The sequence below is a fragment of the Microcoleus sp. S28C3 genome (assembly GCF_036700785.1).
Taxonomy (GTDB): Bacteria; Cyanobacteriota; Cyanobacteriia; order Cyanobacteriales; family Microcoleaceae; genus Microcoleus; species Microcoleus asticus.
Window position 1 is genome coordinate 16,900 of the sequence record NZ_JAUBPO010000007.1, and the last position, 12,859, is coordinate 29,758.

A 12,859-nucleotide genomic window follows, 5' to 3' on the forward strand; every position below is an offset into this window, starting at 1 on the left:
TGAGTATCAGGCAATTGCTTCTCGATATTGGAGAGTATAAATCTCTGGTTTGTTATTCAAAAAAATAAAATACCCGCCCTTTTGGGCAAGCTGCACGAGTTCCTGAGTCAAAGGGTAGGGAATATTTTTTAATATCTTGCCTGCGAGCGCTAATTGCTCGTCGGCTGCGAGAGACAAGATAACTTGAATTAGGCATTCAACCAGTTGTACGTTCATTTGACTGACCTCCGGCTTGGTTGTTAAATTATACCTATCTCATTGGCAGGATAAACAATTTTAGCGATTTTTTTCTAAGATATTAGAATAGGGCTAACGCCGCGCTTGAGTTGGATCGTCAATCCGATCGCCCGTTTGCTCAGTCAGTCGATTTTAGATTTTAGATTTTAGATTTTAGATTGACTCCACAGATGAATCGGGATCTTCAACTCGGGTCTAAACCTTTGGGAGGCTAACGACTCATGTCGGAAAGCAACTATCCGTTTTTGGGTGGGAGTCACGGTTCGATCGAACTTAAATTACTCAGCCAAATATTTTGGCTATTCTGATTTCATGCGATAATGGAAAATTGACAGGGTAGAGGGCAAAGCATGATTGGTCAACTTCTAGACAGACGTTACCGCATCATTAAAGTCACAGACTCAAGTGAGGTGGGAAAAACTTATCTAGCAGCAGATACTCACCGTCCCGGGTATCCGCAATGCACTGTTAGAGAAATGCTGCTCCCCGGCACCAGTTCGCAAACTCCAGAATTAGTCAAAGTTATATTTCAAAGAAACGCAGAAATAATTGAAAAATTGGGAAAACACGACAAAATCCCCGAATTATTGGCGTATTTTGAGGAAAATCAAAGTTTATACTTAATAGAAGAATTTATTGCCGGCTCGCCTTTAAGTCAAGAACTAATACCCGGTGAACCTTGGTCTGAAGACAAAGTAGTTGGTCTGCTATCAGAAATATTAGAAATTTTGGTGTTCATACACGAGAAGGGTTTCATTCACCGCAGAATTCAGCCAGACAGAGCTATCCGGCGCGAGTCAGACGGCAAATTTGTGCTGATTGACTTTAGCTTAGACAAAGAAATTAACCCGGAACTCGCTAATTGTCATTTGTTGGCGCAAACCTCCCCCAACTCTGTTAAAGGGCCTTTAGCAAAAAAACACGAGTTGGCTGCCCAGGAGTTATACGTGCCGATCGAGCAATCGATCGGCAACCCCCGCTACAATAGCGACATCTACGCTCTAGGTACGATCGCCCAGCTTGCCGTGACGGGACTCTCACCCAACGAACTGAGTGCCTTAAAAAACAACAAAAGCGAAATTCCGTGGCGAAATCGGGCAACTTGTTCGCTTGCCCTAGCAGATATTATCGATCTAATGGTGCGCTCCGACTGCGAGGAACGCTATCAGGAGGCCGCCGATGTTTTGGCAGACCTCAAACAAATCGCCGTAAAATGGGAGGTTGAGCCGCCGCCAGTCACAATCATCACGGACGCTATGAGTAAACCGCCGAGACAGCGCCAAATCAGACTGCTGCTGCTGGCTGCAACAGCCGGAGCTTTAATCTTGACAGCAATCATGATTTATTTTTGGCAGAGTAAAAGTCCGGCGAGGGCACAAGAATTGTTCGCTCGCGGCGTGGCAAAAGCGCAGCAAGGCGACAAAACAGGTGCGATCGCCGATTATACCCAAGCGATCGCCATGAATGCCAGCGATGCGGAAACTTACTACAAGCGGGCCAACGCTCGCTATGACACGGGCGCGACCGATCTAGCAATACAGGATTACACGCAAGCAATTAAAGTCAATCCCAGCCACACCAAAGCCATCTACAATCGAGGTCTGGCCCGCCGCGACACCGGCGACAAGCGGGGAGCTGTGGAAGATTTCACCCAAGTAGTGCGGCTCAATCCCAGCGACGGTGAGGCATACTCTCAGCGGGGTTTAGCTTACTACGATTTAGGCGACTACCGCACGGCAATTGAAGACTACACTCAAGCAATTCGGATCACTCCCAACGATGCTACAGCTTACAGCAATCGGGGTTTAGCTCGATCGGCCGCAGGCGACAAAACAGGAGCAATGGCAGATTTTACCCAAGCGATTCAAATTAGCCCCAAACAAGCTGGCGTTTACTACAGTCGGGGTCGATCGCGGTTTAATCTGGCAGATTATCAAGGAGCGATGGAGGATTATACTAAGGCGATAGAATTGGAACCAGAGCTAGCTGATGCTTATATCAATCGGTGCAGCGCTTACTTAAATTTGGCAAGCTACGACAAAGCGATTGCAGATTGCACCCAAGGAATTCGCCTCGATCCAAAAGATGAAGCAGCTTACAACAACCGCTGCATTGCTTATCTGAATTTAAAACAATTTCAAAAGGCCAGCGAAGATTGCAGTTTGACGATCGGACTCAACGGCAACAATCCCAAAGCATACAGCAATCGAGGATTAGCTCGATCGGCTTCGGGAGACAAGCAGGGGGCTGTGGAAGATTTTACTCAAGCCATTCGGCTCAATCCCAGCGATGCAGTAGCTTACAGCAATCGCGGTACTATTTACTCAGAACTAAAAAATTACCCTTTAGCGGTTGAGGATTTCGCTCACTCGCTGCGGCTCAACCCCAACAATGCTAGCGCTTTTTACAGCCGAGGCCTCGTCCGCCGCCAACTCAAAGACCGTGCTGGGGCGATCGAGGATTTTCAGAAAGCTGCAACGCTTTTTCTAGAACAAGGAAGAGCTGATGGTTTCCAAAATGCACAAGCACAAATCAACGATCCTAAATAAGCTATTAGTTATCAGTTATTAGTGTTCAGTCATCAGTCATGAGGAAAAATGAAGAATGCAAAATGAAGCAGGAAGAAGGAAGAAGGCTAAACCACCAATCACCAATTCTCAATTTCCAATTTCCAATTTCCCATCCCCAATCACTAATTCCCAATTCTCAATTCCTGATATGAACATGGTTGGTCAACTTTTAGACAGGCGTTATCGCGTAGTGCAAATTCTAAGTTCAGGAGCTTTCGGACAAACTTATTTGGCTGTTGATACTCGCCGCCCTGGCCACCCTCAATGTGTAGTGAAACAACTGCGCCCTCCCAGCAACACTTCCACCGTTCTCAAAACAGCTTACCGCTTATTTAAACAAGAAGCAGAAATATTAGAAAAGCTGGGCAAACACGATCAAATTCCATTTTTACTAGCTTATTTTGAGGAAGGAAATCAATTCTACCTCGTCGAAGAGTTTGTGCCCGGACACGCCCTAAATAGGGAAATTGTGGCCGGTCAACCTTGGCGGGAAGAACGAGTGCTGGATCTGTTGGAAGAAGTGTTACAACTTCTCGCTTTCGTACACTCTCAGGGAGTGATTCACCGCGATGTTAATCCCTCCAACTTAATCCGCCGCAAACCAGACGGCAAATTAGTTTTAATTGACTTCGGCTCGGTTAAAGAAGTTGCAAGTCACGTCAGTGACTACGATACAGAATTTCCGCGCACCATTGCTACTGGAACTCCGGCTTATATGCCGATCGAACAATTTCAAGGCAACCCGCAATTTAGCAGCGACCTCTATGCAGTCGGGATGATGGCAGTCCAAGCTATCACGGGTTTGCCCGGTACGGATTTGCCAAAATTGCAAGATCCGAGTCCTTCTCACACGGGGGAAATTGTTTGGCGAAACCGATCGCAATGTTCTGTGGGACTAGCCAATATAATTGACAAAATGGTCTGTCACCAATTTGGCAAACGCTATCACTCTGCGGAGGAAGTTTTGGTAGATCTCAGCAAGTTGAGACACCGCCTAGAGCCGGTGAATAAGGCTCCAAAGAAAACTATTCCTCCGAGCTTACTGTCTTCTGAGAGTTTTTCGTCACGTTTTAAAACTCGGTTTTGGTGGCTGATTTTGGCTGTTTTTGGGGCAGCAATAATTCTGGTATTTCTGTTTAGTTATTTGAGCCGACCGAATCCGATTAAAGCTAAGGAATATCACGAACAGGGAGTGGAAAAGTCTCGCAATCAAGATGCTGCGGGAGCTTTGCAAGCTTTTAATAAGTCAATTCAATTAAATCCTAACAATCCTGAGAGTTTTTATCGCCGGGGTAATGCTAATTATGATTTACAAAAATATCAAGAAGCAATTGCGGATTATTCTCAGGCGATCGCTCTCAATCCTAAATATGTTCAGGCTTATTTTAACCGCGGGCTAACCCGTCACGATTTTAACGACAAGCGCGGGGCGATTGAGGACTACACTCAAGCTTTGAATCTCCAGCCCGACGATTTTGATACCTATTATGAAAGAGGAGTTGCTTATTTAGAGCTGCAAGATTACAAGGCGGCTATTCAGGATTTTACCGAAGTAATTCGGTTGCAGCCAAACCTGGCTAAAGGTTATCATTCGCGGGGGTTGGCTCGCGCTGCGAGTGCAGATTTGCAGGGGGCGATTGGAGATTATACTGAGGCAATTAAACTTGATGCTAAGAATGTTGATGCTTTCTACAGTCGGGGGAGAGCTCGCTTTCACTTAGGAGATTATCAGGGAGCTTTGGCGGATTATTCTCAGGTAATTGCGCTCGATCCCAAGAGTGGAGATGCTTACGCTAATCGTTGCAGCACGCAGTTGAATTTGGGAGCCCATCAAGCGGCAATTGACGATTGCACTCAGGCAATTTCGCTGAGCGATCGGGATGGGGTTCCTTACAACAATCGCTGTATTGCTTATTTAAATTTGAAGGATTATCCGAAAGCAATTGCCGATTGCACTCAAGCGCTGAAAGTGAATCCGAATGATTATAATGCTTTTAACAATCGTGCTTTAGCTCGCAGTGCTGGGGGTGACGCGCAGGGGGCGATCGCAGATTTTACAGCAGCAATTGGGTTCAATCCCAACAATGCTGAAGCTTACGCCAATCGGGCTAAGATTTACCAGCAGTTAAATAATTACAACAGTGCGATCGCCGATTACGTGCAAGCTATTCGGATCAATCCGAATTATGCTGCTGCTTACTACGGTAGAGGCATCGTTCGCCGCTCATTGGGAGACAAAGCAGGAGCGATTAGCGATTTAGAAAAAGCCGGCAAAATGTTTCTCGATCAAGGACTAACTGGCGGTTACAAAGATGCACAATTTGAGATTGAAAAGCTCAAGTAGTCATTAGTCATTAGTCATTATTTCTCGGTGTTATATTTCTTATGTGGTAGATTTTTATCATCTCATATTGCTCCGGGGCTGGTTCACCTTAATCTTTAATACCAACAGAAAATGCAGGTGAATCGGTCCCGGAGCGCTATTAATGCAAGCTATTATCAATCAATTTTCTGGGTTTTGAATTCGTTTAACCAATTCATAAAACGGTTCCCAATTATCCTCAATAGCTATGGGTTCCCAAACAGCCTCAATCGTCGGTCTCAACAGCGATTGTTCGGGATTGTGCCGGAGCAACCTGTCCGCCATTTTGTCCATATCATCCGCCGACAAACTTTGCAAAACGTGATAATAAAACTGCCGCCAAGGTGCTATTAAGTCCGCCGGTTCCGCCTCAGCAAAAATTTGACTAGCATCATCTCGCCAAGTGCGATCGAACTGTCTTCGCAGTTCAAAAAAGAAATCGTGATAGCCTACTTGAGACTCCGCCAGCATTTTAATTGTCACCTTCAACAACTCATCTCCCTCCGCCTCTGGCAAATCATCAAATCCCAATCTATTGAGCATCAACTGCCGATAAGCTGCATTATAATACTCGCCAAACTTTTCCAAAGCAGCATCCATATCAGCTTGAGGAATTGCGGCTGCTAGCGGTTGCTGGAGCTTCTCTAAATTGCTCTTACAAATAAACGGTTGATTGCCGTAACAATAAAGACCGTAATGGTCGAAATAAGCTGCTGTAAATTCCGGCTTGTAAGTTGGGATAAAAGCGAAAGGCCCGTAATCGAAACTTTCTCCAGTAATCGACATATTATCAGTATTCAGCACTGCGTGACAAAATCCTGCCGCCATCCACTGAGCGACTAATTCGGCTACTCGCTTGACTAAATCTGCATAAAATAGCGCATACTTTTCCGGCGGCGAAACACCCGCATTACTTGCTTGTAAATGCAGTTCTGGATAGTAATATTCAATAACAAAATCTAAAAGTTTTTTAGTTAAATCCGGCCTGCGGATATAGTGCAATCTTTCAAAAGTTCCAAACCGGATGTGAGAATGACTGAAACGCACCATTACGGAGGATCGCGTGGGTGATGGTTCGTCGCCCCGCCACAAAGCCTCGCCCGTTTCAACTAAACTAAAACACCTAGATGTCCGAACTCCCAACCGGTGCAAAGCTTCGGCGGCTAAAACTTCGCGAATTCCCCCTTTGAGAGTGAGTCTACCATCAGCGTGCCGCGAGTAGGGCGTGCGGCCAGAACCTTTAGTGCCGAAGTCGTAAAGTCTGCCGTCAGTGCCGCGAACTTGGCCGTACAAAAAGCCTCTACCGTCGCCTAAATTCGGGTTGTATTCGTTGAATTGATAGCCGTGGTAACGGAGTGCGAGAAAGGGACGGACACAGTGAAATTCGCCGAACGCTTCGATGAAATGTTGGTCGGTTACTTGTGCGGGGTCTAAACCCAGTATCGGCAATAATTGGTCGTTGCGGAAGCGGAGAATATGCTGCGGAAAATCGGCCGCAGGGACTTCATCAAAATAGTCGCCGCCGAGGGATTCGATGGCGGGTTCGTAGTTGAGGGAAAGTAAGGGATTTGACATTTTTCTATTATATCTTGAAATTGGCGATCGCTCCCAATTATATACAAGTAAGGTGCGGACTGGATTGGTGTCAACAATTGCCTCAAACCTTTTGTATCTCTCGTTTATAGCCGAGTCTCGATCCTCCTTTCATCCCAGTGCTGTTTCACGATCAAATTTTAGCATAGGTAAAGTTTGCTCGTGAAACATTAATGTCTTCCTCGAATGCGGAAAACTTTTACTGTCAATAAAATTGATAGTTTAATTAACCTTTTTCCTTGCTAATAATGGGCTTTAAGGCGTAATTTGTTTAATTTTAGTGGGATTCATCAGCTAATATACCAATTCCCTATTTAAAATTAGTCAACACCCCGTAAATTGCCCAAATAGCCATCGCCCGCAAATAGTGACTCGCCCGAAAAGTCCCCCCCGCCGTAATCGCTTCCGGCGTCCGAAACTGCAACCCATTCTCATAAATCTGTTTCACTACCGCATCCGTCAATTTAAACGCTTTCTCCTCCATCCCCATCTGTACCAAAAAAGCCGCCAACCCAAAATTAATCCCCGTCCAAACTTCCAAAGGATGAGTTGCATTGGGATTTTCCGGCGAACCGTTCAGCATCACCCCATTCGCCGCACCGAACTCGCCATCGTTGAACTTCAAAAAGCAAGATTCGTACACAGTCTCTAAAGCGCTGACTGCACATTCCGGTGGCACAATATCCGGCAATCCTAACAGTTTCGCGTAAAATTGACCGCACAGTTGGTCGGCCATCACCACTTCGGAATTACTCTCGCTGTCCAAACGGTAATATTGACCGTTCCACAGTTTTTCTTGATAGCTCGGTCTTGCTTGTAGCAGCCAACTGTGATATAATGCTATCTTTGCTTGAGGGTTAGGAATTATCTGCGGTGCTGCATCTTCCAAGATTTCGCCGATCGCGATCGCAGCCTCCAGCGCGGCCAACCACAAACCCCCGCAATACGCACTTATCCCCCGCATTTGCCAGTCATCAAACGTCTGATCCGGTGCTCCAGAATTCTCAGGAATTCCGTCCCCATCCTCATCAAAAGTTTTCAGATAAGCCAAAGCCTCAACAATTGCCGGCCAACACTCTTGGAGAAACTCGCAATCTGTGCCGCCAGTCAACAAGAAATCCCGATATACCTGCAATACAAAATCGCAAGGCAAATCCTTCCACAAATTGCAATCTTGATAGCTAGTATAATTCGTTTTCTCCCAAGGATGTTCGTTAGGAGCACCCAAATCGTGCGGCGTCGCACCGACAGCTTTTCTAATAGCAGATGCTTGATTCCAGCCAATAATTCTCGGCGTATCGTCTCCCGCAGAAATTGCCCTAGCGAAGGCTAAAACCACCGACTTTTCCAAATCCGGCCACAGCATCAACAAAGCAAAAGAACCGTAAAGCCGCACGTCCAAACTTTCGTACCAGCGATAATCAATGCACTCCAAAACCGCAAATTGGCCCTTCGGATCGCGTTCGTCAGCCGCACTCCAAAGAGTACCGCCATCTGTCAGGGCGTATAACTCGTTAAACAGCGCCATTTTAAAAATGTCTGACAAATCTTTCCGTTCTAAAATCGGTTTTTGCCAAGCTTCAATATTTTCGCGCCAAGTATCGGAATGCTTCATTGCAGTGCGAATAATCGGCCAAGCATTTTTGCCGTTGCGGCCGAAGAAATCTGTATAGCGGCGGTAGTACCAAACTCCTGATGCAAACTCAGTAACTGGCAAATCCCAAGCTATAATAAAGGGAATTTTGCGAGTTTTTCCCGGTCGAATAGTAAAGCGAACTGCGATCGCACAAGCCAAATGTTCTCCTGCGGCTGCTGCTGTCTCGTCTTTGTCATCCAACAAGAAACCTTCAGCAGAAAAGTTGCGCCAAATATCGTCGCCATTCCCAGCCGGGTTCCAGCGAGTTTGATAGAATACTTCTACCGCCGGATTAGTAATAGTTGCGATCGCCCATTGTCCATCCCCCTCTTGCGGTTCGTCCTCAGCAGTCAACCGCGTCATCACGCAACCGATGCGGTGAAAATCTTCCACCAACAAATTCAAATTTCCGGCACTTTCTCCCCACCGGGGTTGATAGTCATAAAATGGACTGCCATCATCTCGCACCATCACTTTCGGTGACTTATTGGCATTAGTAAACCAACCGACAATATTCTCCCAAGTCAGCATGATGCTGAGAGTAATCGGCGCATCTGTAGGATTGTGCGCCACCCATTCAAACATGGCAACTGGGTAACTGCTTTCCTGATAATTGTTCGGCAAAATTGGCGAAAATTGCTCGCAGCTTAATTGAGCCTGAAACACATTTTCGTAAACAAACCAACTGCGCGGATACAAAGCATGATAACTACCCGAGGAATTAGACTCTTCCCCGGTTCTTTCTTCTTCTTCCCTTCTTCCTTCTTCCTTCTTCCTTCTTCCTTCGCAAGGATACCATTTCCAACTAGATAAACTGCCATCGGTAGGCGGTTCAGTGGACAGTGCAAAAGCTTGTTTCTTGCCTTGAGTTTCTTCAAAAACGCTGAACTGACAAGCGGGCAAACTGCGAAAAATGTGCTCGCCGCCGTCAATGTGCCAGAGGTTGAAGTCGCCGCGGGACGATCGCCCGATGCAGCCGGCACCGAACCCGCCCAGAGGCATTCCGTGCCAGGGGCCGTCGTCGAGATTGCTTGCGTAGCGGACTGTATAGGGATTCTCCCAACCGAGGCCGATGGGACGTTTCCAGGCGTGCGGGGGGATGTTTGGATGAGATGTGCGATCGTTCATGATAGGTGTTAGTGGCAAGGGCGATCGGTGCGATTCCGGCACAGCTTTAATAGTATATATAGGACTTACACAAAAAACCCAGTTTCTGATTGAGATTTTAGATTTTAGATTGCAGCAAGGCACTTTATCGGGGCAGAATATCACCTAAGCTTAGATTGACAAACTCCGCAGGTATCGTTTAACATTTAATTAGATGCTAATTTCATGTTATCATTATGATTAACCTTTCAAGAGACATACATTCTCTCACCGATTTTAAACGTAATACGACTGAGTTTGTGCAGCGGCTCAAACAAACAAAACATCCTTTAGTTCTAACTGTCAACGGGAAAGCAGAGTTAGTTATTCAGGATGCTGAATCCTATCAGAAACTTTTAGATGCAGTTGAGTTATTAGAGACTTTAAAGGGAATTAAACTGGGTTTGGCACAAATGGATCGAGGGGAAGGGCAAAAAGCGGAGGATTTTTTCAATCAACTGTTTGATAAGCTAGACAGTTAGCGATGAATCAGAAATATCAAGTCATTATCCAACCCGCAGCGCAAAAAGCGATCGAGGAATCTTATTTTTGGTTGAGTAATCATTCTTCTCAGAAGGCTAGAAATTGGTTAGAAGGCTTGTACAAAGCTATCTTATCGCTAGAAAATATGCCTTCTCGTTGTTCCTTCGCGTTTGAGAATAGTTTTTTTGACGAAGAAATACGACAACTTGTTTACGGCAAGGGACGAAATGCCTATCGGATTCTGTTTACGATTGTTGATGATACAGTTCAGATTATTTTTGTGCGACACGCTGCCCAAAAACCGATGATAGATGAATCAGAATAAACTCCGTCGAAGTGTCGAAACCCTGACTACCCGTGCGTAATTCCTATATTTAGTTTGACACCCCACTTTATCGGGGAAGAATATCATCTAACCGAAGTTGCAAGTTCTTTAGCAGAGGAGAAATAATCGGTTGACCGAGGCGAAATTGTTGCTGGATGTAATCTTGGTCAATCAGTTGGCAAACGGTGATAGTAGGTTGTTTTGGTTTACCGATAAAAGCCACGCCTCCCAATCCGCGATAATCAACGATCCAATATTCGGGAATTCCTAAAAGAGCATACTCTTCAATTTTTCGGGCGTAATCAGTTTCCCAGTTAGTGCTGACTACTTCTACCACCAATTTAATAGATCGCCCCAGCGTAATCACAGGTTCTCTTTCCCAGAGAGGTTCGCTGACAAGGGCGGTTTCATCTAACACGACAATATCGGGACGGCGGGCAGTAGCTGCATCTGAAAATGGACGGATCAAACAAGTGCGCGGAATGAACCAGGGTAGTTTTTCGGCTGCGAGAACGATGCCGATTTGAGTTGCCAGTTTACCGCTGACGGTTTCGTGGGGGCCTGTGGGTTCCTTGTCAACTAATTCTCCGTCAGCGAGCTCGTAGCGGAAGTTGTCACAATATCGATCGAGGAATGTTTCAAAGGTGAGGATTTTTTGCGCAGTGTAAGCCATTGGAAACTAATAGTTTTTTGCTTAAAATCTTATTTTATCAACTAATCAAATCCCAACTCAGAACCTTTTCCCGCGTGAACCAAAGCCAACTTTTCGTAACGCTTAGCGTGTTCCACCAACTCCTCAGCTTCTTCCTCAGAGACATCCCGCAATCGCTTGGCAGGCACTCCCGCAACTAGCGTGTGAGGGGGAACGTCTTTGGTGACAACAGCCCCTGCACCGACGATAGAGCCTGTTCCCACCCTCACTCCATCGAGGACGATCGCCCCAATCCCGATCAGGCAGCCGCGTTCAATGTAAGCTGAGTGAATCACGGCTCGGTGTCCGACTGTCACGAAATCTTCCAAAACGGTTGGTTTTCCCGGATCGCCGTGCAGAATTGCTCCATCTTGGATATTAGTAGTTGAGCCGATCGCAATTCGCTCTATATCCGCCCGCACCACCGCCCCGTACCAGATACTAGCGCCCGCTGCCACCTCTACCCTGCCGATGACAACAGCACCTTCAGCGACAAAAGCCGCTTGAGATAGATCGGGCCTGGGCCAATAGGAAGGAAGTGCAGGCAGAGATTCGTTGAGATTGCTCATTTGTTGGTCGATCGTTATACTTCTAGCAGATTAGCTGGTTGTTGATACGGGATATAATAAAAGTATTTGGCACTTTTGCAGAGAAAATATGCTGGGACGCAAATAAATGATTGAAGTTGCCTTGCAATACCCGATGTTTGGCCCGGAAATTCAGTGTCCCCACTGTCGCCAAACAATTCCGGCTCTAACGCTCACGGATACCTATTTGTGTCCGCGTCACGGGGCATTTGAGGCAGATCCAAAAACTGGGGAACTGGTTCACCTTCAGTCTGGGCGGCACTGGCGCCGCTGGGAGAGTGAATGGTATCGCCAGCACACGCACCCGGACGGGATTCGGTTTGAAATTCACGAAGCGCTCGATCGACTCTATACTCAAGGCTACCGAGCAACTCGCGTGATCGTTGCCCAACGCTATCGGGACTTAATCAGCGCTTATTTGGAACGCAGCACGCCTTGGCGGGGCCAGTCGGAATCGCCCCGGCCGAGACTGTACGGTTTGCCTGTGGATTTTAGCCCCGATCCCCAAGAAGACCCTTGTTGGGAAGTGATTAATTTTGATTTGGAAAAAGAGCCGGGAGTTCCGATTAGATATCCCTATTTTCGGTTGTTTGAATAAGTGAAGGAAGAAGGAAGAAGGAAGAGGGAAGAGGGAAGAAGGCTCTATTGCTTTCGCGCTAAAGATGCGACCGTTTTTAATTCCGAATTACGAATTTACCCTCTAAAATCTAAAATCCCAAGCCTGAATTCCTACTTCCCTTCTAAAATCTAAAATCTAAAATCTAAAATCTAAAATCGAATGCACCACGCCTCGATTCGCACTGCTAACATTCACCGGGCGATCGCCTTTTACGAACAGTTGGGGTTTACTGTGAGCGATCGCTTTACCACAGGTTACACCCTAGCCTGTTGGATGGAAGGTCTTAACGGACGCATCGAACTCATTCAAATCCCGGAACCAAAACCCGGACCGGATGCTTTCGGAGACGAGCATTATGTTGGATATTATCATTTATCTTTCGATTTAACTGAGGCGACAACTGACTTGCCTAGCTGGTTGCAGTCTCTGAAAGAGGGGTTTGAGGAAGCTGCTAAAGACCAACCAAATCAGTTTCAAGCTTTGAAAGTTTTATTAGAACCGACTCAACAGGCGATCGGGCAAAATGTTTACGAAGTAGCTTTTATTGCCGATACTGATGGTTTGCCTTTAGAATTTATCCGGCGGCTTAATTAGTTAATCACTAACGACT

General features: G+C 46.3%; 11 protein-coding genes. 6 read left to right on the forward strand and 5 right to left on the reverse strand.

The features are described from left to right. Positions 1-6 precede the first annotated feature (6 nt). Positions 7-216, reverse strand: coding sequence for a hypothetical protein (locus QUA13_RS03820; protein ID WP_333196755.1), 210 nt, complete (start codon positions 214-216; stop codon positions 7-9). A 371-nt stretch (positions 217-587) separates the two neighbouring features. On the opposite strand from QUA13_RS03820, the gene QUA13_RS03825 reads away from it, so the two are divergent. Both QUA13_RS03825 and QUA13_RS03830 read left to right on the forward strand, forming a co-directional pair. Beyond that, complete coding sequence (locus QUA13_RS03825) at positions 588-2,786, forward strand: tetratricopeptide repeat protein (protein WP_333196757.1); 2,199 nt, start codon at positions 588-590, stop codon at positions 2,784-2,786. A gap of 175 nt (positions 2,787-2,961) precedes the next feature. Then, a complete protein-coding gene (locus tag QUA13_RS03830; protein WP_445242676.1) occupies positions 2,962-5,151 on the forward strand; it encodes a tetratricopeptide repeat protein in 2,190 nt (729 codons plus the stop codon). A gap of 159 nt (positions 5,152-5,310) precedes the next feature. On the opposite strand, the gene QUA13_RS03835 is transcribed toward QUA13_RS03830, so the two are convergent. Then, complete coding sequence (locus QUA13_RS03835; protein ID WP_333196760.1) at positions 5,311-6,744, reverse strand: protein adenylyltransferase SelO family protein; 1,434 nt, start codon at positions 6,742-6,744, stop codon at positions 5,311-5,313. 328 nt (positions 6,745-7,072) lie between these two features. Continuing rightward, a complete protein-coding gene (locus tag QUA13_RS03840; protein WP_333196857.1) occupies positions 7,073-9,526 on the reverse strand; it encodes a GH116 family glycosyl hydrolase in 2,454 nt (817 codons plus the stop codon). Between the two features lie 215 nt (positions 9,527-9,741). On the opposite strand from QUA13_RS03840, the gene QUA13_RS03845 reads away from it, so the two are divergent. Beyond that, positions 9,742-10,026, forward strand: a complete 285-nt coding sequence (locus QUA13_RS03845; protein WP_172187146.1) for a type II toxin-antitoxin system Phd/YefM family antitoxin — start codon at positions 9,742-9,744, stop codon at positions 10,024-10,026. A gap of 2 nt (positions 10,027-10,028) precedes the next feature. After that, positions 10,029-10,352, forward strand: coding sequence for a type II toxin-antitoxin system RelE/ParE family toxin (locus QUA13_RS03850; protein WP_172187148.1), 324 nt, complete (start codon positions 10,029-10,031; stop codon positions 10,350-10,352). Between the two features lie 67 nt (positions 10,353-10,419). On the opposite strand, the gene QUA13_RS03855 is transcribed toward QUA13_RS03850, so the two are convergent. Further along, entirely contained in the window at positions 10,420-11,025 is a 606-nt protein-coding gene (locus tag QUA13_RS03855) for a Uma2 family endonuclease (protein WP_333196761.1), read from the reverse strand. A 41-nt stretch (positions 11,026-11,066) separates the two neighbouring features. After that, positions 11,067-11,612, reverse strand: coding sequence for a gamma carbonic anhydrase family protein (locus tag QUA13_RS03860; protein WP_333196763.1), 546 nt, complete (start codon positions 11,610-11,612; stop codon positions 11,067-11,069). A gap of 106 nt (positions 11,613-11,718) precedes the next feature. On the opposite strand from QUA13_RS03860, the gene QUA13_RS03865 reads away from it, so the two are divergent. Both QUA13_RS03865 and QUA13_RS03870 read left to right on the forward strand, forming a co-directional pair. Further along, complete coding sequence (locus tag QUA13_RS03865) at positions 11,719-12,228, forward strand: TIGR02652 family protein (protein WP_172187154.1); 510 nt, start codon at positions 11,719-11,721, stop codon at positions 12,226-12,228. A 180-nt stretch (positions 12,229-12,408) separates the two neighbouring features. Beyond that, positions 12,409-12,843 carry a VOC family protein gene (locus QUA13_RS03870; RefSeq protein WP_333196766.1) on the forward strand — a complete coding sequence of 145 codons (435 nt, stop codon included), beginning with the start codon at positions 12,409-12,411 and terminating at the stop codon, positions 12,841-12,843. The last annotated feature ends 16 nt before the right edge of the window (positions 12,844-12,859 follow it).